This window comes from Bacteroides sp. HMSC067B03 (assembly GCF_001811315.1).
In the GTDB taxonomy this organism is placed as follows: Bacteria; Bacteroidota; Bacteroidia; order Bacteroidales; family Bacteroidaceae; genus Bacteroides; species Bacteroides faecis.
The window spans coordinates 34,482-60,810 of sequence record NZ_KV804335.1 but is presented as its reverse complement, the minus strand read 5'-3'; the positions used below and the strand labels follow the sequence as shown (position 1 = coordinate 60,810).

General features: G+C 42.6%; 16 protein-coding genes and 1 pseudogene. 1 reads left to right on the top strand and 16 read right to left on the bottom strand.

What is annotated here, in order from left to right; genetic code table 11:
* Positions 1-134: 134 nt before the first annotated feature.
* Both HMPREF2794_RS08570 and HMPREF2794_RS08565 read right to left on the bottom strand, forming a co-directional pair.
* Positions 135-917 carry a hypothetical protein gene (locus tag HMPREF2794_RS08570; RefSeq protein ID WP_010536247.1) on the bottom strand — a complete coding sequence of 261 codons (783 nt, stop codon included), beginning with the start codon at positions 915-917 and terminating at the stop codon, positions 135-137.
* A 119-nt stretch (positions 918-1,036) separates the two neighbouring features.
* The gene (locus HMPREF2794_RS08565; RefSeq protein WP_022301388.1) at positions 1,037-3,058 is read right to left on the bottom strand and encodes a transglutaminase domain-containing protein; all 2,022 of its coding nucleotides are present in this window, start codon (positions 3,056-3,058) and stop codon (positions 1,037-1,039) included.
* A gap of 475 nt (positions 3,059-3,533) precedes the next feature.
* Here HMPREF2794_RS08565 and HMPREF2794_RS08555 point away from each other — a divergent pair, with 475 nt between their 5' ends.
* The gene (locus HMPREF2794_RS08555) at positions 3,534-4,247 is read left to right on the top strand and encodes a hypothetical protein (RefSeq protein ID WP_010536244.1); all 714 of its coding nucleotides are present in this window, start codon (positions 3,534-3,536) and stop codon (positions 4,245-4,247) included.
* A gap of 281 nt (positions 4,248-4,528) precedes the next feature.
* On the opposite strand, the gene HMPREF2794_RS08545 is transcribed toward HMPREF2794_RS08555, so the two are convergent.
* From HMPREF2794_RS08545 to HMPREF2794_RS29475, 14 genes and pseudogenes are all read right to left on the bottom strand, one after another.
* A complete protein-coding gene (locus HMPREF2794_RS08545; RefSeq protein ID WP_010536242.1) occupies positions 4,529-5,341 on the bottom strand; it encodes a hypothetical protein in 813 nt (270 codons plus the stop codon).
* Positions 5,342-5,687: 346 nt separating this feature from the next.
* Positions 5,688-5,906: a hypothetical protein gene (locus tag HMPREF2794_RS08535; RefSeq protein WP_050544909.1), complete on the bottom strand. Its 219-nt coding sequence runs from the start codon at positions 5,904-5,906 to the stop codon at positions 5,688-5,690.
* Between the two features lie 50 nt (positions 5,907-5,956).
* Positions 5,957-6,946 (bottom strand): DUF2059 domain-containing protein, encoded by a 990-nt coding sequence (locus HMPREF2794_RS08530; protein ID WP_022301391.1) that lies wholly within the window; start codon positions 6,944-6,946, stop codon positions 5,957-5,959.
* Positions 6,947-7,554: 608 nt separating this feature from the next.
* The gene (locus HMPREF2794_RS08525; protein ID WP_070751329.1) at positions 7,555-8,688 is read right to left on the bottom strand and encodes an aldose epimerase family protein; all 1,134 of its coding nucleotides are present in this window, start codon (positions 8,686-8,688) and stop codon (positions 7,555-7,557) included.
* A gap of 265 nt (positions 8,689-8,953) precedes the next feature.
* Positions 8,954-11,017 (bottom strand): beta-L-arabinofuranosidase domain-containing protein, encoded by a 2,064-nt coding sequence (locus HMPREF2794_RS08520; protein ID WP_055269369.1) that lies wholly within the window; start codon positions 11,015-11,017, stop codon positions 8,954-8,956.
* A 51-nt stretch (positions 11,018-11,068) separates the two neighbouring features.
* Positions 11,069-13,081 carry a GH92 family glycosyl hydrolase gene (locus HMPREF2794_RS08515; RefSeq protein WP_070751360.1) on the bottom strand — a complete coding sequence of 671 codons (2,013 nt, stop codon included), beginning with the start codon at positions 13,079-13,081 and terminating at the stop codon, positions 11,069-11,071.
* Positions 13,082-13,174: 93 nt separating this feature from the next.
* On the bottom strand, positions 13,175-14,308 hold the full coding sequence (locus HMPREF2794_RS08510) for an aldose epimerase family protein (RefSeq protein WP_010536235.1): 1,134 nt from the start codon (positions 14,306-14,308) through the stop codon (positions 13,175-13,177).
* A 103-nt stretch (positions 14,309-14,411) separates the two neighbouring features.
* Positions 14,412-15,875 carry a glycoside hydrolase family 125 protein gene (locus HMPREF2794_RS08505; protein WP_010536234.1) on the bottom strand — a complete coding sequence of 488 codons (1,464 nt, stop codon included), beginning with the start codon at positions 15,873-15,875 and terminating at the stop codon, positions 14,412-14,414.
* A gap of 3 nt (positions 15,876-15,878) precedes the next feature.
* Positions 15,879-18,167, bottom strand: coding sequence for a GH92 family glycosyl hydrolase (locus HMPREF2794_RS08500; RefSeq protein WP_070751328.1), 2,289 nt, complete (start codon positions 18,165-18,167; stop codon positions 15,879-15,881).
* A gap of 12 nt (positions 18,168-18,179) precedes the next feature.
* The gene (locus HMPREF2794_RS08495) at positions 18,180-20,657 is read right to left on the bottom strand and encodes a glutaminase domain-containing protein (RefSeq protein ID WP_055269368.1); all 2,478 of its coding nucleotides are present in this window, start codon (positions 20,655-20,657) and stop codon (positions 18,180-18,182) included.
* Positions 20,658-20,686: 29 nt separating this feature from the next.
* Complete coding sequence (locus HMPREF2794_RS08490; protein WP_029425222.1) at positions 20,687-22,852, bottom strand: hypothetical protein; 2,166 nt, start codon at positions 22,850-22,852, stop codon at positions 20,687-20,689.
* Positions 22,853-22,907: 55 nt separating this feature from the next.
* Complete coding sequence (locus tag HMPREF2794_RS08485) at positions 22,908-24,170, bottom strand: glycoside hydrolase family 76 protein (RefSeq protein ID WP_070751327.1); 1,263 nt, start codon at positions 24,168-24,170, stop codon at positions 22,908-22,910.
* A 210-nt stretch (positions 24,171-24,380) separates the two neighbouring features.
* The gene (locus HMPREF2794_RS29480; RefSeq protein WP_371490209.1) at positions 24,381-25,325 is read right to left on the bottom strand and encodes a family 43 glycosylhydrolase; all 945 of its coding nucleotides are present in this window, start codon (positions 25,323-25,325) and stop codon (positions 24,381-24,383) included.
* Positions 25,323-26,306: pseudogene (locus HMPREF2794_RS29475) on the bottom strand (glycoside hydrolase family 43 protein); the annotation flags it as partial. The pseudogene HMPREF2794_RS29475 and the gene HMPREF2794_RS29480, both read right to left, overlap by 3 nt.
* Positions 26,307-26,329 lie beyond the last annotated feature (23 nt).

The window sequence follows — 26,329 nt, the reverse complement described above, 5'->3', positions numbered from 1 at the left end:
TATGCCCCACAATTATAGATAAACGTATATATTTTTGTTCTGAGAAGAGTTTTTGCCATTGAGCAAGAATATTATACGCACTACATATTACTGAGACATAAGTAACTACAAACATCGCAACAGCCATTAGCATATTATTTTTTATATGACAATTCACAATTCCTAGTACAAATATCATAATCTTTTAATGCCGCTTCCTTTTCATTACGATATATAATTGTTAAACCTAGTTGAGTTACAACCCCACCAGGAGCACTCACCCCCAATGAACCAAGACACATGGCTATATTAACAGCGGTTCCACAAAGCAATGCCGCATCCGCCACATCCGTTCTGTTATCATACGACTCCTTACATAAAGAATTGCATTCTGTTAATTTATCTAGATTATTTTCAACACGAGTCTTTAGTATCGGGGTATAACCACTAATAAATCTAGAATTTATATCCCTATTAACTTTCAGTTCGGCAGAAATCAAAACTTCATTCCCTTCTATTTCTTTTTTTAACTTCTCATTTTTCATCAGATTGTTTTTAGCTTCCAATACTAAAGATAAGGCTCCTTTTGCTCTTATCGAATCATTTCCTAGAACTTTAGTAACTTCATATCTAAATAAAGTACTGTATCTTTCAGGATCGGAAACATACAGCTCCCCCAATTTTGATAACTCATTTTTCTCTTCTTCCGTCATTCTAGATGCAACATCGTCAATTATTGACATTAAATTAGTGTATTTAGAATCATACTCCTTAAATTCATTAGATTGTAATACTGCTTCATATTGAGTAACAGTCTCATTATTAGAAACACCTGTATCAGCAACAAACTCATCATAATCAGAGTTACAACTTTGCATTATAAGACACGATAACATAAACACTAAGTATGGTCTTTTCTTCAAATTTCCTAAAATCATAAATTTTATTTTTAGATTAAACAATAATGACTATATAAATTCTTACTATTATAGTATATATCGCTAGCACATATATAGCTACAAAGCAAGTCTAAAAAAACTATTGCTTATTTTAATTTCTATTTCCAAACTTGCCCTTTCCTCTCATAAGTAAAGATTCTTTCCTGAACCCCTTTGGAATAATTTTTCAAAAGTAACAACACATTAACAGGAACATCTCTGTATACCAATGAATCTGCTTCGGAGACTTTTTTCCCAAGAGATTCCCACTTATCTTTTCCTGTACAGTAAAACAGTTCATACTTATCACCTGAACGAATATAATTATCATAACTCCGAGGTGTATAGACAATCTTTTCTATCTGTTTAGGAATTCCAAGATCGATCCCTGACCAGCCACCGGAAGGTTCAATATAATCAAAAGAAGTTGTGACATCCCCATCAAATACATTCGTATATTCATGCGAACCGTCTTTTTGAAAACATCCGGGAGTACCTATTACCTTACCTTTTAAAGAAGCGGTATCATTAGGAGTATAAAAAGCTACTTCTGCAATATTACAGTGTGACTCTTTAGGTCCTACATATCTGACATAGCGATACGGTTTTGAAGAATATGATTGAACAACTGTCTGTAATCTTTTCGGTTTCTCGTTTATCAAGTACAAGACTTCTTTTTCACGAAAATCAGGATCATTGCTTCCTTCAAAAGTTCCACCTATCATGCGATTCAAGAACATATCATCTGCCCGCAAAGTATATTTTGCGAATAAAGTAACATCCTGTACACTATCCGAAGGAGTGAAGAAATGAAATTCATTAGAAACATTAATCTCAAAAGGATCAGTCCAAAAACGGAGTCGTCCTCGTTCGTAAGTAGCAACCCGCATGACAGGTCCTTTTTGTATATCTGTAAAGACAATGTTTTTACCATCAAAATCTGTCCATGCAACAGGCTCCCAATCCATCCGTTTGCTGGCACATAGATAAGCTATTCGTGAACGTGGCTTACCTTTATATAAAGCGTCCTTCGGTATTTGGAGTTCTTTCTTAAAATCTTTTGTATAAGGGAAAGTAATATCTATGATATGCGGATCTTTGAAAAGAGGAACAATAGCAGTATCCAATTTCTGCATTTCCTCCTGCATAGCGCGATTTAGACTAAATGTATTACGATAAACCTTTATTTTAGGCATTCCACACATTGCGTCTTTCCGTACTTCACTCACACCATTAGGAAATTCGTGGTAATAGAGCGTACCGTATTTATCTGTAAATGCCACCCATTGATGGCTGTCATTCTCATCACCACGAATCGGCATGAAGTCTATGGCACACGGAATGCCTAACGCACGACAAACATAAACAACAAAATCCGTGAGTTCACGACAACTACCGGTTTTCTGCTGGACAACTTCCGGCCCCACATGAGGAAGGTTGGCAGGAACGGCAGTAGTGAATACCGCTCCTCCCTTACGAATTGAATCAAGTAAACAACGGGCCGCGACAATCGGATCTTCTTTATCAAGTACTCCTGAAGCACGTAAAGAATCGAGCAAGAGATTATATTTCTGATAAATAGATTCCCGCCAGCTAGCCAAGGTCTCGTCACCAATACGATAAGGAAGAAGATATTCACAAAAATCTGCAAACGAAACATGTTTCCCCCATGGTTGTTCCTGCCACACCTTAAATGACCACTCAATATTATTACATAAATAAGCAGAATCAACTGTTTCGATATCTCTATAGGATTGTAAAGAATCTAAATACAATGGTCCATACATGTGACGAACAGAGTCAGCCACGACCTGAGGAGAAATACCCAATCCACGTGTTTTCTGTAACAAAGCATAGTAAGTAAAATACCGATCTAACTGTTTTCCTTTATAATAGGTATAATAAGGCATATTCTCTATCAAAAAACAAGCAGCCCTATATTTCAAACTATCTGCCGGATCAATCTGATAGCGAGACAAAACCTTTTCCAGCTCCACACGATTCTCTCCTGCCTGCTGAAGAGCTATTTCCAATATAGAAACCGCCGGAACATTCTTTTCTCTTCCAGAACATGAAAGGAAAAAGAGATTACCAATTGCAGTAAGCAGAAAGACAGATACCAACCTTGTGAATGTTCTCATAATTATCAGAAAAATAGAGATAAATGATTCTATGTTATTTTTTTGCAAAATTACAAGTCATTTAGCCATCACACAAGGGGGTGTTACACTCATACAGCCTCTACAATATGCCACAGAGACTTCTCAAAAGGATATTTTTATTTTTTATGCCATGATTGTAACAACTAAAATGTATCCAAATTTCACTTTTGACCGGAAATTATCCCTAATGACTCAGAATTGTCCTTATATGACCGAAAATTATTTTGCAGATATTCATTCTCTCCTATCAATGTTACACCTTTAAAACCATTATACCCACACAGAAGTACTTCTAGCCACTATTACTTCTTTTATTTTCTTCTATATTGTAACACAATAAAAATAATTAAAGCCCTGTAAGGATCAGATATTAGTCTTTTTTTGAATAAATATTATCCTTCAAATAAATCTATTTTTCGTTACTTTGCATCAACATTAAAAAAACAAAATAATCATGAGCGCAAGAAGAAAAAAAAATGCTTTATTTTATGCGATAGCATTAGCTTGTAGTTTAACCGCTATTTTCATTACTTATAGTTGTAGTACTGATGAATATTACACAGATGAAACACAGATGGCAGAGAATGGGATAGCAAAAACACGCGGATTTTCATCAAGAATGCTAAATAACGAAAATACACTCATTGATTCTATTGCCAGTTCTGATGAGTTTTGGGAATTCGAAATGAGCTCCGAGCTTTTGGCAGATAAGTTTCATGAATACACTTCTACTTTAAGTGAAGAAGAATATGACAAACTTATGGAGAATCTGAATGATGATGACTACATGGAAGACTTCGCAAGGAAAGCGAATCTGCAAGATGAGCTACAACAAATGGCAAAAGCTAAAGAGAAGCTGATTCAACATACGGGATTTTTAAGATTAAGTGAAGATGAACGGATACAACTCTTTATATTATATGCAGAAAGTAACGAACTAACAAAAGTGAAACTTCTAAAAACACGCGAAGAAGGAGGAGGTACTAGCAACTGTGAAGAACAAAAACAAGCAGCATATACGCAAGCTAAAGCTGATTATGACAATGCTGTCACTAACTGTCAAAGTGGTTCAATGTCATCTGGTTGCTTAATACAGGCAGCTGCAAAATATGATAGAGCCAAGGACATAGCAAACAAAAAATACAAAGAATGTATAGCTAATAAATGAAAATAATCCAATATATAATTTTATATAATATAATGTGGGGGATTAGCATCGCTATGTGCTACCTTCACTGTTTTATTAATGACATAAACTATACTTTACAAGACTGTCTTATCACTTTCTTTGAACTTCTAGCATGGATTGTGCTCATAATCGGAGCCATCGACACATTCCCTCAAAACAAATATTCGAATAAACGCGTATGGTTCTACTACGCCATTATGGGGGGATTCATATCAGCAATCCATTCTTTTATAGGATTAATAAACACATTAAAAATATAACTAATGCAATTCCTTCAAGAAAGTTTCCATATCCTCATCTTCAATACTTAAACGTCTTCGTACACGAGATCTCAAAGTACGATAGTTACCATCATTAATATCAAAAATAGACATCATATCTTCTTTAGTCTTACCCATCCTAATAAGTACACAATACACAATATATCGTGGTTTCATTTCAAATTGCTTTTCTTTCAACCAAACAAAAAAATCCGGATCAATCGCACGACATCCTTCTATTAATGTAAGGTACTCACTGGCAGTCAATTGATATATGGATTTATTTTCTAAAAGTCTGCGCATATATACAACGCCTTCCAATGCAGATGGAGGAGAAGAAAGCATTTCTTGAAGCCGTTTCTCTTGGAGAATTGTTTTTTGCCGTTCAAGTTCCAATAAACGATAGAATGAGACAGCCAATTTAACTATCCCTGCTATTGCTAAGCCAACAATAATCAGCACAGGCAGAGTATAAGCAGATAGTGCAGGAGCTAACTCTACGTGGACTTCCTTAGGCATAACAAAATAAATCTGATTGGCAACAATCAACAAAAAGGCAGCAATGCATTGCCAATCAGTTACCTCGGAGGGCAATCCATGTGTTCCTTTCTCACGGAATGTCCATAAGAGTGCGCCTACAAAGAGGATCAGCCACATAAAAAGATAATGGGAAGCCGAGAATGCATCCACATACATCCCCGGAAAGAACATCTGAAACAAATAGGCAGCCAACAACACAAGACAACAGAGCAAACCACCTGCCAACCTACTCTTTATAAGGTCAGCGAACTGTATTGTTACTCTTTTCTTCATCGTATTTTATTTTAAACACTGCAAAGATAAAACATTCCCATTACACAGGTCCATCAACAGGCTATTTTATTTGAACATGAATATAAATAAAACAATGGTTTTCCTATGCAGGAAACAGCCAATATAAAAGAGATAGAAAAATCATATACAAAAATATCCTTATCTCTTTGTATATTTTATAATGGCGAAGAGGATAATCTAATATCACAAAAACAATGAACCAAATAGCTATCATTTTCACCGGTAACTGCTTATTCAAAGGATCAACTATGAGTAAAAAGAATCCTGCTAACACTAATATAATATTGATTATCAAAACAACTGCATATCTCATATTATTATACATTTAAGGAAATACAAAATATAATACACAGAGAAGCACTGTGGCTATGACATTTCTTATCACCCCATAAGTATTATTATGGCGAAAAAGAAAGTCCAGCAGCAACGTTACAAGATACCAAGCCATTACGATTTGTACCAAATCATATTGCCGTTCCAAAGGGTCCGTAAATATTATATATACATCAACAGACATCAACACAATGGTTATGATCCAAACCATTGTGTTTTTCATAGTCATATTCATTTTCAGTGATAAATAAATCGCTCCAATCAATAATATACCTTCTTGTTTTCTTTAGAGGATACAATATAATCGTCTATTTTTACATCAAAATAAGATTTAGCTACACCATCATCATTGGAAGGTAGTGCCTCTTTATCAGCCAGCGCCTCTATAATATCAATTTCTTTTACGTTCTTTTTCAGCTTGGGAAACAAAAGGCTGACATAGATATACTTGCGATCACAACCTTTAATAATCAACAGCTTATCCAATGGAGCCCCGCCATCATATCCTCTCACCATATATTCATCTCCGGTTTTCTTATCTACTATTTTAAATCCCGGGCTATAATACAACCATTGCCAATCGAAATAGATAGGCTGCAAAAATGTAACTTTAGTATCATTTTTTCGTTTCTCAATAGAATAGATTTCAGGCATTGTACTCATTCCTCGCTGATAAGTTCTATCGGCAGCTATCTTTATATCTTCTTTAGGAACCGTGTAAGCCTCATCAAACAATTTCTGATCACGTTCCTTGTTCGGGTCGACAACCTTATTCTCAACAATATTCATGCTTTTCTGAATCTGCGGCATGATCTCTTGTACCATTTCCATTGACAGTTGCTGTATCATCGGCATTGATTCATTCGCAACAGCAGATGCAGTCTCCCCAAGCTTCTTGCCGGCAGGAGATTCGTAGAAAGCAACTACTTTTTTCAGTTCATCCAATGTCATATGCTGTTGGTAAATAGGAGCATATACTTCCATCACTTTATCTTCAATCTTCTGTGTCCACTTTGCTGCAAAATCTTTCCAATAAGCCTCATCTTGTTGGAAAGGTCCCTTTTGCATACTTGACATGAATTGCGACATGATAGCCTCGGAGGATGCCGAACTACCGGAAAGGGTCATAATCTTCTTAAGCAAAGTTTTGTATTCATCAGTTTTATCTGAATTCTGAGCCGAAGCCGGTAAAATAGAAGTAAGCGATGTGGCTACGCAGATCACCATTAAGAAAAGGATTTTTTTCATCATATAATAGTTTTGTTAATGAAGTCAAGTTAACTTCATTGTGTTATACATTCTTACAAATATACTCTAATTATTATTAGAATACAAACAAATAACAGACATAATTATAAACTGCGGCAATTATTGTCTGATTTACTGCCTCTCTTCGTCCAAACAACCCTATAATCGCCTGATTTTCACCTATCATTATCAGATTTCCGTAGAGACATCTTCATCGTTCCACCCGGGTAGAACAAGCTGTCTACGTCTGTGACATGATCAGTTCACCTTGGTGCGATGATCAGTTCACCCGTGTGGAACGATGAAAATGTCGGTAAGATAATATAAGAATGTAAGGGAGATATGCCAAGAACACAAGTGTCATAACATACAAATGACAGGTAGAGTAAAATCAATACAGCTGTAGTCCGTAGCAGAAAGAATAATGAGAGATAACTCAAGAAAGGATGAGAGATGCGCTGTTCTGGAGCATTTTAAGGGATAAAAGAGTGAGAGATACCATATCTCGAAGGTATCTCTCACTCATTATTCATCTAGTTATATGATCTTTACAGAAAGGAAGTGAGACCGTGAGACTAAAATATTTTTTTTATTTCTTGGGAGCGAGCAGATTATTCCTTATCTACAGAAAACTTAAAGATGCATTGACTCATGTATTTTTCTCCCGGGCGAAGCACAGCCGAAGGCCATTCCGGTTTGTTCGGAGTATCCGGATACTTCTGAGTTTCAAGACATACAGAAGCACGTTGATTGTATGTAATGCCTTTCTTTCCTGTCAGAGAACCATCCAGGAAGTTACCTGCGTACACCTGAATACCCGGTTCATTGGTATATACATCCAGTACGATACCCGTCTTAGGTGATTCGAGCGAAACACATTTGCGGGAAATATCCCCTTTGGCATTCAATACCCAGTTATGGTCATAACCATTTCCATTCTTCAATTGTACAAAATCGTAGTCGTTAATGCGTGCACCTACCGGAGTCGGCGTGCGGAAATCCATCGGAGTACCTTCTACCGGAACCATCTCGCCGGTTGTCATGAATGTGCTGTCGACCGGAGTATAATAATCGGCATCCACCATCAACAAGTGGTCTGCATTGCTTGCTGCATCACCATCGAGATTAAAATAAGAGTGATTGGTCATATTTACGATGGTCGGCTTATCCGTTTCTGCTTCATAGCGGATATCGATGGCATTATCGTCCGTCAGTTTCATCAGAACCTTACAGGTAATGTTGCCCGGGAAACCTTCTTCACCGTCCGCAGCGACATAGGTCAGTTCGATCTCTTGCGGATTCAGTTGCACAGCGTCGAACACACGATACTGAAACCCTTTAGGGCCACCATGCAAGCAATGGCCGTAGTTATTTTGAGGCAATTGATATTCAATGCTGTCCAATGTGAATTTACCCTGATTGATACGATTAGCATAACGACCGATGCTGGCACCAAAATCCGAAGGTTTGCTGATATAATCCTGAATAGAATCGAATCCCAGAACTACATCCTGCATCTTTCCGTCTTTATCGGGAACCATCACAGAAACAATGCGTCCGCCGAAGTTCGTCACGCAGACTTCCATGTTATTCTTGTTGCGAAGGGTGTATAAATCTGTTTTCTTACCGCCTACCTCGGCTTGGAAATTAGTTCTTAACAGACCGGAGTCGGTAGTTTGCTCTGCTTTCGGAGTACAAGCAGTCATAAAAAGGGCAGCAAAAGCCCACAATGCCAAATTCTTCATGATTGATATAAAATTACAAAGTTACGTTATGGCTGCAAAGTTCGCAAAATCGGGGTTACTACAAAGCTATTATTTGACCAATAAATAACACAAATATTCCATTTTATCGAAGAATCGATCCATCTGAATGATAACGGAAAGAGAAGAGGAAGCATAGAAAAGGCTATTGCAAAGAATCAAACGAATCTTGCAATAGCCTCTCACCCCCATTCATTAAATGATTTATCTCATTATATGTCTGAATATATCAATGATAAGGATCTGTTTACTCCTTAGTATTCGGGAAAGCCGATATTCTCAACCGGGCCGCTCCCATCGGAATCAATGTAATCTCTTCTTTAGCGCCTTTCACCGCATCTTCTTCGGGCAATACGCCACAAAGTCCTGTCTCGTCGATCTGCCATTCGGGAATAATCCGACCGGTAGCTTTCACTTCCAAAGGTACATTGGCTACTGTGAACGGGAAGTTATCAGCAGGCCAGGACTTACGAACCACCTTGAAGTTTTTCAAAGGTTCTTTCTTATCCAATACCAATGAATAGTTCCAGGGGCTATTTGCATAAATTTCAGTAGTAGGCCATTTCTTCGGGTCGGCACCTTTCTGCCATTTGGAGTCACCGATAGCTGTTTCCCGACTGTCTTTTTCTACATATTTCTCGTCAATCTTAAGAGACAATGTCAACGGACCATAATCCACACTTACACTGTTCTTATTCACTTGCCAGGTACGCATGGACAGAGACATCGGAAGGGTCATCTCCACTTTGTCACCATCCGCCCATTCGCGTTCGATGCACAAGTATTTGCCCGATACAGGTTTCGCGCTGATCTTCTTTCCGTTTACACGCACTTCGGCTCCCTCAGTCCATGAAGGAATGCGGAGATAGAACGGAAAATTGACCTTTTCACCGGTAGAAACGGTAAATTTGATACTTTCCTCGAAAGGATAGTTAGTCTCTTCATGAAGAACGATTTCTTTTCCATTGCCAACTTTCACCGTAGCTTTACAGGCAGCATAGATGGCAGCGGCAATACCGTTGTCGGGAGTTGCCAATACCAGATGTTCTGAGAAGTAAGGCCAGCCTTGCGCATGGTTATGCTGGCAGCAGCGGCTGCTGAACGGATTCATGGAAAGGAACGGACCACGGTTGTCAATGCCCGGATGATGATTCTTTGAGTCACTGACTGTATGGTTCGGACAAGTGATGTAACGCAAAGCCTTGAAGTCGGGCATTACGGCAGCAGGATAAGAGTTGAAAGCCACTTCTTCACAATGTTCAGCCCACATCGGGTCGCCTGTCATGCAAAGCATGATTTCATCAGAAGCCATCTGTTCCACCAGTCCGCAGGTTTCCACTCCCTGACGGGGATCGATATATCCCAGACGGGCATTCTCGTCCGCACCGAACATACCGCCCGGCACCTGACCGAAGGTACGACGGATCAAATGATGTACGTTATAAGATGCTTTGAGCATAGCGGAATCTCCGGTCTGCATATAATAAGTGGCAGGTTCGCGGAAACACTGGGCGATGTTCACATTGTGCCAGTTAGGCAGGGAAGTTGACTTTGTCCAGTCGGCTGTATTACGGTGAATCTTCTCGGCAAGTTCCAGCAGGAAGGCATCTCCGGTATGATTATACAGCCAGTAGATACTGATGATGTTGTCACCGCCACGGCTGTTTTCCCAGTAATCTTCCAGAAGCTTATCGTCGGGAACAGTCATCTGCCATTTGAAATAGTTCGTCATCAGGTCAATAACCCGTTGGTCCTGAGAATATTCGTAATAAGATTGCAGACACCAGAGCATGATCATTTGTGCCCACAATTCACGTTTACCGTTCCGTTCGTTGATGGGGCCGAAGTAACCGTCGGGCTGGCAACTGGCAAATACACCTTCAATCCATGTTTTTGTTTCCGCAATCATCTTCGGATCATTCAGTATATAGGCAAGATTGCCGTAACCTTTCAGCCAGTAAGGGACTTCTTCCCAACCATGATCGCCGCCGGTCGTCAGCCAGGCATTATTGTCTTTCTCCAGCCAGGCACTGATCTCACCCAGATGTCCGGTCAGACCTTCACGCTGCAGTTCGAGATACTTCTTTACCCAACCTTCCGGCTGAATGCTGCCAACAGGCAACTTAATAAAATTCAACGGACGAAGCGGAGCCCGATAGCTCACGTAATTCGCGTTAGTCGACTGTGTATCGGGACGGTCTACCACCCTTACAGATTCATTAGCAGTACGTGTGGTAAAAGCAGCTGTCAGCAAACCGACAGTCAGCAGCGTACCCGCAACTCCTATTTTAAAAGATCGTTTCTGTTTCATTTTGAATATTTTTTGGGGCTGACTAAAGAGTCAGCCTTATTTAAATTCGGTTTATTTATAATTAAAAATCAACTCTCCGCCTTTTATCAGTTCATTGTGAGATATACGGTAGTCATCAATCTTTTTTCCGTTGAAATGGATACTTTTGATCGGTGCGTCTTTCTTTTTTCGTCCTTCTGTCTGAATGGTAAGTGTATTCTCATTCGCCAACCGCAACAGTACCCTATCAAAAAGCGGAGAGGTCAGATCATAGTATTCGTCTCCCACAAGCAGAGGGTAGAAGCCCATTGCACCAAACACGTACCAGGCACTCATCGTACCGTCGTCTTCATCCATTTCGGGGCTATACCCTTCCGGATCGTTTTTGAATGCTTTGCCCAGATAAGGAGTCTTAAATTCCGAGTTTCCTCCATATTTATGGATCATCGGCTCAGTCATCAGGCTTCGCACTATCTGTTGGGTCTTCTCCGGTGCTCCTAGCCGGTTGAACAGATAAGGGACATGAATATCCGGTTCGTTTCCCTGATTATAGAGGTGATGATCGAAGAAATAGGTGAGCTGCGAACGGAGAGAGTCTTGTCCCACCCACTCTATCATTTTATCGATGTATTGCGGAGCTGCCCATCTGTATTGCCAGCGGGTTCCCTGATAGAGTCCGTTATTCTTCATCACTTCAAAAGCAGGAGTGACATTCATAAATTCCTTCTTCCAGGTTTCCTCGAAGAGAGAGACCGAGCGTTGTCTATATTGTTCAGAATCTGCCTTTTCACCGATGATTTCGGCGATCTGAGCCATGGCCCATAAATCATAAGCCGATTCCATCTTCTGATCGGGCGAACGCATGGGCAGCCGTTCCATTTCCTCCTTCATACCTGCATAGCCTTTGCGGAAATCAAGGGTTGTGATTCCTTTCCGGTAGGCATCCAGCAAGAGAATCACAGCATGTTCGGTGCGCACTGTCGGGGTGGATTCGAATCCGGTGGACCAGTCTTTCTTTCCCGTTGCATACAGATGAATCAGAGAGGTTGCCATATCCCGCATTCTCGCAGGTTCGGTCAGCACCAACAGAGGAAATTTAGTGCGGAAGGTATCCCATAACGACCAGTTGCTGTAATAGCGGAAATCTTCTGAGATATATACTTTCCCATCCGTACCCAGATAAGCTCCATCGGGAGAACTCACATCAGCCGGACTCAGATAAGCACGGTAGAGTGATGTATAGAAGATTACCTTATCGTCTTTCTTTCCGCCTTTCACGTCGATGGCGGAAAGTTGTTTCTCCCATTGGTTGCCGGTCTGTGATTTCAGTTCGGCAAAGTCCATCTTTTCCCAGCGGGCACATTCCCAGCTAGCCAATTCGGAGCTGAGTGCGGAAAGTCCGATACGTACTTCCACCGCACGTACCTTCTTGCCAAAAGTAAGGCAGGCAGTCGTCTCTTTCTGTTCCTCCAGTTGGAAAGGCTGGTCGGTGTTTAAGGAGAAATAAAGTTTGTAGCGTCCATGTCCGCAGACATTCTTTGCCTGTACATAGCCTTCAATGCAGGTATCCGATACACGTTTATACTGACAGGTAGCCACGTCTTCAAACGTAGAGGCGAAGTCCACCCAAAGAGCAGCGGAAATGCTTCGGGGAAACTTATAACGTTCCACCGCCATCGCATGAGTCGCAGTCAGCTCTGTCTTGATGCCATTGGTAAAGGCTGTCGAATAATAACCGGGAGTTGCTTTCTCGCGATTCTTCTTCATATGCAACTCCTGTGAAGGAGCTACCGGACGAATGCGCAGATTTCCTCCCCCTCCGCTACATCCCACTCCGGAAAGGCGGTTGACAGAGATACCGGAGACCTTAGTCACGGCGTAATCATAACCGGCATGGCTGCGCGGATCGTTATCCGGACACACACAAACCATTCCGAAAGGAGCAGCAGCACCCGGAGCTACCTGCCCGTTATCACCGGAAGTACCGATAAACAGGTTGACATACTTTGTATTTTGCGCAACTGACGCAACAGTACATAAGGTCAGTAAAAGAAAGGTGTACCGTCTGATTGTGCTATTTTTCATAGTGTTCTCCTTTTGGATAAAAAAACTCAAGTGAACCGCAGGAGAAGCAATCTTCACCGGCGATTCACTTTGAAATAATAAAGAAATGATCTTTTAATTCTTGTTTACAGAGAACTTAAAGATACACTGGCTCATATATTTCTCGCCCGGACGAAGTACTGCCGAAGGCCATTCCGGCTTGTTCGGAGTATCCGGATATTTCTGAGTTTCGAGACATACGGAAGCACGCTGGTTGTAAGTAATACCTTTCTTTCCGGTCAGTGAACCATCGAGGAAGTTTCCTGCATATACCTGGATACCAGGCTCGTTGGTATATACATCGAGCACGATACCTGTCAGCGGTGATTCGAGAGTAGCACATTTACGGGTAACGTCGCCCTTGGTATTCAATACCCAGTTATGGTCGTAACCATTACCATTCTTCAACTGTACGAAATCGTAGTCATTGATGCGTGCACCTACCGGAGTCGGAGTACGGAAGTCCATCGGAGTTCCTTCAACCGGAGCTATTTCGCCGGTAGTCATGAAGGTGCTGTCTACCGGAGTATAGTAGTCTGCATCAATTGTCAGCAGATGTGCCTCATTGCGGGCTGCATCTCCATCAAGGTTGAAATAAGAGTGGTTGGTCATGTTCACAATAGTCGGCTTGTCGGTTTCCGCTTCGTAGCGGATGTCGATAGCGTTATCGTCCGTCAGTTTCATCAGCACCTTACAAGTGATATTGCCCGGGAAACCTTCTTCACCATCTTCTGCCACATAAGTCAATTCCAGTTCTTGCGGATTGGGCTGTACTGCATCAAACACCCGGTATTGGAATCCTTGCGGACCGCCATGCAGACAATGACCGTAATTATTCTGAGGCAACTGATACTCTGTACCGTCCAATGTGAATTTACCTTGATTGATACGGTTGGCATAACGACCGATGCTTGCTCCAAAGTCCGAAGGCTTGCTGACATAATCCTGAATAGAATCGAAGCCGAGCACTACATCACGCATCTGTCCGTCTTTGTCGGGTACCATCACAGAAACAATACGGCCACCGAAGTTCGTAATGCAAACTTCCATGTTGTTCTTGTTGCGCAAGGTATACAAATCAGTTTTCTTTCCATTTACTTCCATCTGGAAGTTACTTTGCAATAAACCGGAATCCGTTGCTTTCTCGGCTTTCGGTGTACAAGCTGCCATTAACAGGGCGGCAACTGCCCATACACATAACTTTTTCATATTATTACTTTTTTCAGGCACGGATTACACGGATAACACGGTTTAAGACTCTATACCAGATAAAAATCCGCGTAATCCGTGTAATCTGTACCTACCTTGTTTTCTACTTTATACTATTCAGCAAATCTACTTTACCTTCATTGACCAATTTAAGAATCAGTTCGCCGAAAAGCGTATTCTGCCAGGCAAACCACGCACGGGTGAAATTCTTCGGATCGTCTTTGTGGAAAGATTCGTGCATAAAGCCTGTTCCTGCATCCGTATCCATCAGCATTTTGATACAAGTTTTGATTTCCGCATCATCCTTGCTGGTGAAAGCTTTCATCATGATACTCATCGGCCATACCATATTATAACCGATATGCGGTCCGCCAATACCTTCGCCTGCCTTGCCCTTGAAGAAGTAAGGATTGTCCTCGCTCCACACGAACTTACGGGTATTCTGATAAATAGGATCATTCACATTCACATCGCCCAGATAAGGCATCGCAAGCAGACTCGGCACATTGGCATCGTCCATCAGGAAGTGATTGCCGAAACCGTCTACCTCGAATGCATAAATCTTACCGTATTTAGGGTGATTGTATACCGCATATTTCTTCAATGCTGTCTCTACTTCCTGTGCCAGGTCTTTACATTCCTTAGCCAAAGTAGTCTTCTTATTCACCTTTTCAAGGATTTCAGCAGCTTTGCGCAATGAAGATACGGCAAAGAAATTGGAAGGTACCAGATATTGAAGAGTCGTTGCATCATCCGAAGGACGGAAGCAGGACACGATCAGTCCGACAGGTTTTACCGGTGCTCCAAGTCCGTCATTATTCAAGGTATCCAACGCGCGTTCTGTCTTACGCTGGAACTTATACGGACCCACTCCGTCTTTGCGTTGTTGTTCCTTAAATGTTTTCAGTACATTAGTGATAGCCTGAATCCATTCTTCTGAGAAGATGCTGGCATCTCCGGTTGTTTTCCAATAGTGATAAGCCAGACGCAACGGGTAGCAAAGTGAATCGATTTCCCATTTACGTTCGTGCAGTTCCGGTTTCATATCAGTCAGGTCGCTCATCCAGTGATTGTCTTCAACGGCACCATCATTAAACGCATTGGCATAAGGGTCGATATTGATACATTTGAACTGACGAAGGATCACCCCTGCCAGCATCTCTTTCAGTTCCGGATCAGAGTTTGCCAGCTGAACATACGGCCATACCTGTGCGCCCGAGTCACGAAGCCACATCGCATGGATATCTCCGGTGTAAACAAATGTATCCGGTTTTCCGTCTTCGCCTTTGCGGAAATGTACCGTAGTATCAATGGTATTGGGGAAACAGTTGGTGAACATCCACGCCAGTTTCTCGTTTTTCAGAAGTTTCTGCACGCGGAGGATTTCTTTCTCTACCGCATTCGAACGGAAAAGACGCTTGGAAACTTCCGGACGGTTGTCTTTCTGAATAGCATCCGTCACACATACATACATTTCGGACATCGTATTTGCAGCCTGCATCTGGCCACCGCAAAGGAGCATGCCTGCCAGCATACCTGCACTGATATATTTTACTTGCTTCTTCATAAATTACTTTTTCTTTTTAAATTCGTTGGAGAAAGAATAAGGGAGATCAGCCTCTTTTGTACCACGCTGTTCATTCGGTTGGGCAGCCATCTTGAAAGTGATGGAAGCGCCATTCATCAGTTCCTCATGAGTCAGGTAGTTCTTCGTATGTTCTTTACCGTTCAGAGTCATGGAAGATATATAACGTTTGTCGTCTCCGTTTTCAGGAGCTGAAATGGTTATTGTCTTTCCATTCTCCAGATGCAGCTTCATCTGCTTGAAGTAAGGAGTACCGAGGATATACTCATCCGTACCCGGACATACCGGATAGAAGCCCATGGAAGAGAACACATACCAGGCAGAAGTCTGACCGTTGTCTTCATCACCACAGTAACCGTCAGGAGCAGGAGTATACAGTTTATCCATCACCTCACGAATCCAGTGCTGTGCTTTCCACGGCTGGCCGGAGTAGTTGTACATATACAACATGTGCTGGATAGGCTGGTTGCCATGTGCATAGTTACCCATATTCATAATCTGCATTTCACGGATTTCATGAATCACACCGCCATAATAGCTGTCGTCAAAGACAGGAGGCAGGATAAATACAGAATCCATCATCTGGTTGAAGCCGTCTTTTCCGCCCATCAGATCAATCAGTCCCTGAGGATCGTGGAAGACAGACCAAGTGTAATGCCAGCTGTTTCCTTCTGTGAAAGCATCGCCCCACTTCAACGGATTGAACGGAGACTGGAACTTACCATCTTCATTCTTGCCACGCATCAGTTTATGTTCGGGATCATACAGATTCTTATAGTTCATGGCACGCTTGGCGAAGATCTCTATTTCCTTTTTAGGCTTGTTCAAAGCTTTACCCAGCTGATAGATACACCAGTCATTGTAAGCGTACTCCAGCGTACGGGCTGCATTCTCATTGATACCTACGTTATAAGGAACATAGCCCAGTTTATTGTAATAGTCATATCCGAGACGTCCGGTAGAAGACACTTGCGGATGTACTGCGTTAGCTCCGTGCTTCACAGCTTCCCACAACGTTTCGATATCATATCCTTTCAGACCTTTCAGATAAGCATCGGCAACTACGGAAGCCGAATTATTACCCACCATACAGCCTCTGTGTCCCGGACTTGCCCACTCAGGCAGGAAGCCGCTTTCCTTGTAGGTATTGACCAGTCCTTCCTGCATCTTCGTGTTCATAGACGGATACATCAGGTTCAGGAAAGGGAAAAGGCAACGGAAAGTATCCCAGAAACCGGTGTCGGTAAACATATAACCGGGAAGTACTTCGCCATTATAAGGGCTGTAATGAACGATATCACCTTTCGCATCTATTTCGTAGAAGCTTCTGGGGAAAAGTACCGAACGATACAGGCAGGAGTAGAAAGTACGCAAATGGTCGATATCGTCATCTTCCACTTCGATGCGTCCCAAAACATCATTCCACACTTTACGTCCTTGGGCTGCAATCTGGTCTACATTACCGCTGCCCAGTTCTTTCAGATTCAGTTCCGCTTGTTCGGGGCTGATGAAAGAAGAAGCTACACGTACATTCACCTGTTCGCCTTTGTTGGTTTTGAAACCAATCACTGCACCGGCATGCTTGTCTTTTGCTTCCAGCTTATTTGTATCGATATTGCCATTGGCAACGGCTGCCGTATAAGTAAACGGCTTGTCGAATTGCAGAACAAAATAGTTCTTAAAGTTTTCCGGAACTCCGCCGCTATTCTTCGTTGTGTAGCCGATTATCTTATTTTCCGAAGGAATGACTTTTACAAACGAACCGTTATCAAAAGCATCTACAACGACATAAGAATCATTATCGGGAAATGTAAAACGGAAAGCGGCAGCTCTCTCTGTAGGAGCTATCTCAGTGACAACATCATGATCGGCAAGGTATACTTTATAGTAATACGGAGTAGCCGTCTCAGCCTTATGAGAGAACCAGCTGGCACGCTGATCCTGATCAAAGACCACCTTGCCGGTTATCGGCATGATGGCAAACTGACCATAGTCATTAATCCAGGGGCTGGGCTGGTGTGTCTGTTTAAATCCTCTGATTTTATCAGCATCGTACGTATAGGTCCATCCGTCTCCCATCTTACCGGTTTGAGGAACCCAGAAGTTCATCCCCCAGGGAAGGGCGATAGCGGGATAAGTGTTTCCCGTAGATAAGGCGTGCTTAGACTGAGTACCTACCAGTGGACTGACATAGTCCACCGGTCCGGTAATCGTTTTAGCATCCATATTCCACGCACTCAATAAAGTAAAAGCTAATAGAGCGAGTTTTTTCATGGTGTTCTTGTTTTATTTAGTTAGTTTATTTTCAAGCATCTTTATAAAATAGCCGCCAACTACGGAACGCGCCTGGAAACCTCTCTGAATCGGATTATCCGTAAATATCCAGTCGGACATCGGAACGCGGGTCGTTGTCTCGTTCATAAACAGATATACCGGTTCGATAAACTTCTCGAAAGTAGCTTTATCCGGTGCCATAGTAGCAGTCCACATAATCCAGTCGGTCTTGGTATAAGTCTCACGGTTATCCAACGGAAGGCCATATTTATTTTGCTTCGTAAGATAATAAGCAATTTCTGTCTCAGCAACTTTTTCCGGGAAAATCTGCAAATTCATCAGCTTGTCCCACACCAGGTTATACTTCTGGCTCCAAGTTCCCGGCTTGTCAAATGTCAGACGGTAATGGTCACCGTCATCTGCCATTTTCACCCATTCGGCAGCCATTTCCTTCGCTTTCCGAGTGTATTTCTCGGCTACTTCTTTCTTGCCTAACATATCTGCCAGATAGCCATAAGAAGCAATACCCATGATAGCCTTGATAGAAAGGTTGGCATTGTGAGCAAAGTGTCCGGCAAAGTCATCGGTACAAAGTTGGTTTTCCGGATCGAGACCGTATTCTACCAGGTAATCTGTCCAGGTAGTCAGCGTTTCCCAATGTTTCTGCGCGTAGTCGGCATTTCCTTCTACAGCAGCAATCACTCCAGCCAATACAACCATATTACCCGATTCTTCGATTGGCATATCGCCGCCGTAAGTCTGGCCGTTTGCCAACGGATAAGTACCTATATCATGAGCAGCAAACGGTTTGTCCCATTTTCCGCTTTCGCTGTAGTAGAAGATATGGTTCATGGTAGCTTTTACCAGTTCCGGGTTATAGAGCAAGAGCAGCGGAGCTCCCGGGTAGGTCAGGTCGACTGTACCGATAGAACCGTTACTGAAGTTTTCTTTAGAAAGGAATACCAGGTCGCCGTTCGGAGCCTGTACCAGCTTATGAGCAGCCAATGCCTGACGATAGGCCAGCGCACAAAGTTCGGCATACTTACGTCCGCCGGCAGCTTCTGCCTCTGCCATCAGTTTGTTATCAAAAGCAGCACAATTCTTCATTTGAGTTTTGTATTCCTGTTCTGCTTTCTGGAATTGTGACACGATTGTCTCGCTACCCGTACGATTCCAGTAAGGACGGAGGTTTTCACCAAAGTATTGGATAGAGTAGATATCGTCATAACCAATCAACAGGTGTCCATTCGATTTTTTCGTTTCACCCAGCGAGCGTACCAAAGCAAGTTTGTCATAACCGTTGGTAGCTGGAGCTTCCAGCTTGTTCTCCATAAAGCTCTTGCGAAGTTTCTTTCCATCACCGATAGCATAGGTACTGTTTTCTTTTTCAGCAGCAAGATAGAAATGTCCCCAGTCGATACGGACATCGTCACCTTTCTTCTTCAGAATATCCTGATTGCGACTTCCGGTACGCAGGAACAACAGGTCACCATCGGTAAAGCTGTCGGCTACGGATTCCTGATGAGGCAGGTCGAGCGCCCATTGAGGAGCAACTTCGAAGTAGAGTTCGACCTGATGCGCCTGTCCATCATTAGCAGTAACTTCATACGAGATATAGTTGACAGGACGTGACATCAAGTCCAGATTATCCATAAACAGAGGAGCTGTAAATTTCAGATTCAGATCTACCGGGCCACAAGTGAAGTTATAATAAGTCTGCATGGGTTGTACATCTACAGAAGTCTGCTGGGCGGTCTGCTCGAAATAACGGTTGTTGTCAAGTTCAATCAACAAACCAAAATCCAGCAATCCGTTCGCTCCGCGATTGTGGCAATAAGCGGCAATCAGATTTTCTCCCTGTTTCAAAGAAGCAACCACTTCTTCTGACAGTTTCACCTGTACATGTTTCTTACAAGCGTTTCCTGTATCTACCACCTTGATGCCATTGATGTAAATAATCACATCATCATCATGAGAATATTCCAGATATATGTTCTTACCAGTCAGGTCTTCCTGAATATCAGCCGTGCGGCGTACCCAGATAAATTCTTCTCCCCACTGTGTTTTGGCTACATGTTCATTCTCCATTGTTCCGAAGGCACCCTGACCTTCTTTCCAGGCAGCATCATTGAAGCCGATATTCTGCCATCCGTCGGCAGGTTTCTGAGTTGTATATTTTCCTGTCCAGTCACCTTGTTCGGAGGTTTTGACCAAAGGTCTCAGTTCCAGTTCTTCTGTTCCCATAAAGCGGTAAGTCTGTCCGTCGACTTTAGCCACCCCTATCAAAGGGAAATCTTTACCGCTCCAATGCTTTACCGAACCATCATATAAGTTATCCGTGAAAGACCAGGCACTGGTATACGGGTCTATGCTCACCAGTGGATAAGCCGGAGCACGCAACTCGCTCTTCACATGCTGTTCCATCTGGGTCTCACAGCTACATAATACAGAGGCTGCTCCCAGCAACAGCGTCATCAGTTGTTGTTTCATAATTTAATTACCTGTTTTATTTTATCTATTTACCATACTATTGACACATTCACACCAGCCGGATCATTCTCGAAACTCAACAGAAGAGTTTTTGAGGATTCATCCCACTCCGGCTGTTCCTCTTTCCCGTTTACCTGTACTTTCTCCGGTTTACAAGGCAAGAGTACTCTTGATACGTTAGTCGTGTTTATCGGACTTTTGGCTACAAAAGAGTAGCTCCGTTTTCCCACTTTCTCATCATAGATACGAGAGGCTCCGCAAAGCACTTTGGCCTTTACTTTGCCGGACACCTTGTTCAGATCATAAAGATACCCTTGTTCGCCCGGCTGAATCTGTTTGGATGTCAGTACAGGCAGGTCTTTATCGAACAGGTCGATATATAATCCGGATAAAGTCAGAGGCTCTTCAGAAACGCTTTCGTCCATGACGGCAGCAATGGTATACGGTCCACGTTCTACAATGAAGTTATTTTTAGTCTCAATTGCTTTACCAAGCTTTTTCCGGTAAGCGGATGCGATCGCTTCAAAATACTTCTGATCGTTTCCGGCTTTCAACACAAAATGTTTCGGGTCTTCACGCATAACGATCACTGTTCCTTTACCATAATGGTAAGTCCCTTCACCCGGATTACGGGACAGATTCATCTGCTCGAACAGGTGTTCCGAAGGGGCTTTATATTCATTCCCTTCTGTATTCCACCATTCCAATACTGTTTGATAAGGGTCGACATCTTCTCCGCAATAGATAAGTACTCCGCCTTTCTTCACCCAATCAGCCAGATAGTTGTGATATTCCGGCTCCATCGGTTTCATATTTGAATAAGACATGACAAGTATGTGAAGCCCTTTGAAGGTTTCTTTAAAAGGAGTATTTTCCATGTGTACCAATTCTACCGGAATACCGCGTTTCAACAGAGGCAAAGTTTGTCCGTAGAAGCTGGAAAACTGCGGGTCGTCATATCCGTTATGGTTCGGGAAGCGCTGGAACATCAGTGAGTTTGCCATCAGTACACCGATGCCATGCGTACCTGTGATCTTTTTATCAGAAGTACGGATATCATTCAGTGTATTCACCATTGTCTGCATCTGGGTAGAGTAAGATCGGGGAATACGCTCTTTCTGATCCGTTCCCGCTATCCGGTACAGTCCCTGATAAATACGGTCCGGCCAAGGCATTACTTCATAAGTATCTACCATGGGATACATTAACTGTGCAGCGAAGGTTGCCTGATAATTAATTTTATAGTCCAGCCAGTCTTTTGCACGGTCTTCAATGGGGTCAGTCAGGAAATACATTTTCCGGTTCAGCGGCGCAGTCATCGACTTCATACATCCATATTCCAAAAATGCATTCTCGAATACACGTTCTTTCTGTACGCCGTTATAGTAATTCGGTTCACGGGCAGTTCCGGTCCACACCTGTGCGATATAGCCATCTACGCAATCCAATGAAGCCAGGCTGGCTTCCGGACTTACAATCTGCCAGGACGTATAGTTAATCAAAGAATGAGTCGGCACATAACACTTGATATCCAGTCCTTTCGACTTTCCGTACTCTTTTGCATAGGTGAAAATCTTGTCCAGCGCATTATAATACAGATGATATTTCAGTTTGTTGGAAAGATAGGTATTCTCAGGAGATTCGTGCTGAGGTCTCCAGGGGAAATTATAATATTTCTGCCATTCGGATTGGAAAGCTTCGCTGTATCCGCCACGCATCCAGAACTCCGGTTCCTCCAGATAGATGGAGGTGATTCCGGCATCAATGACTCGTTTGATTTGTGTTTCCTGCATATAGCGGATAAAACTCTCGGTGGGTACGATATAGGGAATCAGATGGCCGTGAGCGATCTCATTTCCATTGCGGTCGCGCTGTCCTTCTTTCAGATGCCCGTCTACTCCGTCCCACTTTCCCAGAAAATAGTCCTTATAGTCGCCCCAGGCAACTCCGGTCATAAACTCCGTCAGATACCCTTTATCTCTCCATGACTGAATGCGTTGTTCAAAAGTCACTCCGGGCTTATCCAGCGTGCCATATACCATAGTGGCATCGGCGCGTACGTCTGTTTCGGGTTTCCAGGGTTCAGCGGTCTGAAACGTGGTCTTAGCTTCTTTGCTTTTTCCTTTTTGTGCATAAGTAGCATGATTGCAGGCTAAAAGCAAGCCAAGAGCAATCAGCAGATGTTTATTGTTCATGATATTCTGGTGTATTTTCATTTCCATATCTGGCCGGTTACCGCTTCCTGCCGGATTATTTATCTGCAGGGAACAAGAGCATCAATGCCGGTATGCCGGAAGCTGAATAGCTGTCTATCTCAGCACCTGCCGGCAATACTTTCTCATATTCTCCGCCACATACATCCCGTGTCTTATCTCTGTTTGCCCAGCCGGCTTCGATATTACGTTTCAGGAACGGGATATATTGCGTTTGTCCGCAGTCGTATACCAGCATAGCTATGTATTCCGCAAAAATCGCTGTATAGATACCTTGTTCAATTCCACTTTCAAAAGGCAGCAAGCCATGTTTGGCAGACATTTCATTGACCGTATAATCCGCTGCCAGAATAGCGTTATCCAGATAACGTTTTTCCCCGGTTGCCTTATAGAGCAATACGGAAGAGCCGATAAAGGTGGCTTGATTATATACATGCGCTTTCCACGCAGGAGTACTGTTGCCATGACGGCTGTCAGCTATTCGTCCTGTTTTCTTATCCAACAGATTCTCTACTCCCCATTCATAAATCTCCTTTCCTTTAGCCAAATATTGCTCTCTTGTCTGATACTTAGGTGACTCCTCAGTCGGTTCTTTTCTTTTCTTCGGAACATTATTGTAAAGTGTAAGGGCTGCTACCACTGTAGGGAAATTGATGCAAGCCATCTTTCCATCACCCGGTCTGTTCGGTTTGGGATTATGAATCGGTTGCCATTGCCAGAACATTCCTCCGTTTTCTTCGTCGTATGATCCGGTATCGCCTACCTTCTTAGAACCGTACCATACACGGCTGAAGCTCTCTTCCGACAGTTTCAGATATTCGTCTACACCAAACAGCTCGTATGCACGTGCCAGAGAAATGGTCCACCACATGATATCATCGTAGATAAACCATCCGGTGTTTTCATTATTATTATCGAAATCGAACTGACAATACTGAGCTTTATTTCCTGCGAATATCTTCTCGCAGAGTTCTTTGTAATAGGCTCTTTTCTTTTTGTCTTTTTGGGCCTTGGCCAGTTTGTAAGCGTTCATTGACATATCCCAGTAAATAGGCTGGCACCAGATAGCAGCTGCGCCGTGCCCACGGTCTACCGCATGTTCATAGGCCGAAGTCGTTTTATAGATATATTTATCAGGATCAAGTAGTGTGTTGTTAAATCCTTCGTATGCCGCCCACACATCTTCATTGGTATAGGCTCCTGTCTTCTGGTTCGTTTTTTCTGAGCTATCAGCCGCCCATACAGTAGTAGTTGATATCGCCAGCAGTAAAGTTACCGCCAAAAGAATTTTGCTTTTCATGATAGTTGATAAGTTTTAGTATTTTTCCAGTTACAAAGATTGCAGAAATAGACGGAAAAGAACAAAAATCTCTATTCAATAAAGAACAAATACAGACCAAAACAGCCTTTGAATCCATGCCATCATAAACACAGATACAAAATTCCCCTTAATCAGTTTCCTGACTAAGGGGAATCCACTATTCTTCAGCGTATACTTATTTAATCATTTTCAGAATTTCGGAGCGGCAGCTTTCAACGAAGGAGAAGTGCCTTTGACAAACGGCCAGCCACCTTTCCATTGAACCCGGTCCATCATCAATACACGTCCTTCCGGATTAGCAACACTTACCGCATGATAGAACATCCAATCGTTCCCTTTTTTATCTGTCACCAGTTCCGAATTATGACCGGGACCGACGAATTCCTTGTTTTTCTGAATCAAGATCTCATGATGATTATCTGACATGGAGAGACCTTTCTTATCCACATAGGGTCCGAACAGATTCTTCGAACGTCCCACTACGGTGGTATATGTACTCTTCAAGCCTTCACAGCAACGACCGATAGAGGCAAACAAATAATAATAACCGTCCCGTTTATGAATATAAGTACCTTCATAGGCATCACCGGCAATCTGCACAATCGGCGCGTCTTTCTTCAAAGAGAGACCATCTTCTGTCAGTTCCGTACCATAGATTCCATGAAAGCTACCCCAGAAAAGGTATTTCTTTCCATTGTCTTCGATATAAAAAGGGTCGATACAGTTCTGGATCTTGATTTCATTACTCCGGAATAATTTACCCAGATCGGTAAACGGACCTTCCGGTTTATCGGCAGTGGCAATACCTATACCACACGTCCATTCGCCTCCCCATGTAGACATAGAGTAATACATGACATATTTATCTCCAATCTTATTAATGTCCGGCGCCCAGAGTCCTCCTTTAGGTTCGAAAGCAGGACGGGTTTTATCTGTAAAGGCAGTACCTACAAAATTCCAATGAACCAAGTCTTTAGAACGGTGTATTGGCAAGTTTTTTATATTTTCAGTCGCATACAAATAGAAATATCCATCTTCTCCTTCAATAATGCTAGGGTCCGGCAAACTGTAATTAATCACCGGATTGCTGTATGTACCCCGTTTGGACTTGTTTTCAGAATCATCCCATGACAACGGACTGGCTCCTACTCCTTCAAAAGTCATTCTGATGGGCTCAATCTTGCCTTCCTTGTCAAAATACATACGATCGATGCAAGTCGCACGACTATTCGCTGCGGTTTCTCCCAATGGACGACGGTGATAAATTATATACCATTCATCCTCTCCCGCACCTTTGACTACCGAATGATGACCGGCAGCTGTCGCCACGTTGGCATCCTGTTGCAAGATTGTACCGATTCTTTTAAACGGTCCGAAAGGAGAATCCGCAATGGCATAAGCCACACGGTAGTCCGGACCTCCCCAGCCACCTTCCGACCACATAAAATAATATTTTCCCTTGCGCTTCAACATAAACGGACCTTCTACGTAGTTTTCCGGAGTCACTTCCTTATAGATGGTACCATCCTCAAAAGGCACGATACTCAACAAATCCGGAGCCATCTTCACCATATTACAATGGCCCCAGCCACCATAATACATATAATATTGGCCATCATCATCCTTGAACACAAACTGGTCGATCGGTTGGGCACCATTCACAATTTTATCAATCAGCGGTTTTCCCAGTGCATCCTTAAAAGGTCCTGCGGGATTGTCGGCTACAGCAACACCTATTCCGCCTAATTCATTATTATTCTGGATATCATTGGCACCGAAAAAGAAATAATATTTATCATTCGCATGGATAACTGCGGGAGCCCACAAGGCACGTCTGAGCCAGCTGATATTTTCTTTTGAGAGGACTCTCGGATGTTTGGTCCAGTTCACCAGATCTTTTGATGAAAAAGCATCCATGAATATCTGGTCATCATAAGGAGCAGAATAAGTAGGATAAATCCAGTATTCGTCTCCAAATACAATTCCCTCCGGATCGGCGTACCAACCTTCGAAGATAGGATTACCACTCGTTTTAGGAAGCTTACTTTTGTTTTGGGCAAATATAGATACAGAACAGCAAATTACACAGAAAAGAAAGAGATGTCTAAGTTTCATATATTATCTATTTAAAAGTTCAC

Excerpts from the sequence above, each read along its gene's own strand:
- HMPREF2794_RS08570 (WP_010536247.1), bottom strand. The coding sequence starts at position 917 with ATGATTTTAGGAAATTTGAAGAAAAGACCATACTTAGTGTTTATGTTA.
- HMPREF2794_RS08565 (WP_022301388.1), bottom strand. The coding sequence starts at position 3,058 with ATGAGAACATTCACAAGGTTGGTATCTGTCTTTCTGCTTACTGCAATT.
- HMPREF2794_RS08555 (WP_010536244.1), top strand. The coding sequence starts at position 3,534 with ATGAGCGCAAGAAGAAAAAAAAATGCTTTATTTTATGCGATAGCATTA.
- HMPREF2794_RS08545 (WP_010536242.1), bottom strand. The coding sequence starts at position 5,341 with ATGAAGAAAAGAGTAACAATACAGTTCGCTGACCTTATAAAGAGTAGG.
- HMPREF2794_RS08535 (WP_050544909.1), bottom strand. The coding sequence starts at position 5,906 with ATGGTTTGGATCATAACCATTGTGTTGATGTCTGTTGATGTATATATA.
- HMPREF2794_RS08530 (WP_022301391.1), bottom strand. The coding sequence starts at position 6,946 with ATGATGAAAAAAATCCTTTTCTTAATGGTGATCTGCGTAGCCACATCG.
- HMPREF2794_RS08525 (WP_070751329.1), bottom strand. The coding sequence starts at position 8,688 with ATGAAGAATTTGGCATTGTGGGCTTTTGCTGCCCTTTTTATGACTGCT.
- HMPREF2794_RS08520 (WP_055269369.1), bottom strand. The coding sequence starts at position 11,017 with ATGAAACAGAAACGATCTTTTAAAATAGGAGTTGCGGGTACGCTGCTG.
- HMPREF2794_RS08515 (WP_070751360.1), bottom strand. The coding sequence starts at position 13,081 with ATGAAAAATAGCACAATCAGACGGTACACCTTTCTTTTACTGACCTTA.
- HMPREF2794_RS08510 (WP_010536235.1), bottom strand. The coding sequence starts at position 14,308 with ATGAAAAAGTTATGTGTATGGGCAGTTGCCGCCCTGTTAATGGCAGCT.
- HMPREF2794_RS08505 (WP_010536234.1), bottom strand. The coding sequence starts at position 15,875 with ATGAAGAAGCAAGTAAAATATATCAGTGCAGGTATGCTGGCAGGCATG.
- HMPREF2794_RS08500 (WP_070751328.1), bottom strand. The coding sequence starts at position 18,167 with ATGAAAAAACTCGCTCTATTAGCTTTTACTTTATTGAGTGCGTGGAAT.
- HMPREF2794_RS08495 (WP_055269368.1), bottom strand. The coding sequence starts at position 20,657 with ATGAAACAACAACTGATGACGCTGTTGCTGGGAGCAGCCTCTGTATTA.
- HMPREF2794_RS08490 (WP_029425222.1), bottom strand. The coding sequence starts at position 22,852 with ATGAACAATAAACATCTGCTGATTGCTCTTGGCTTGCTTTTAGCCTGC.
- HMPREF2794_RS08485 (WP_070751327.1), bottom strand. The coding sequence starts at position 24,170 with ATGAAAAGCAAAATTCTTTTGGCGGTAACTTTACTGCTGGCGATATCA.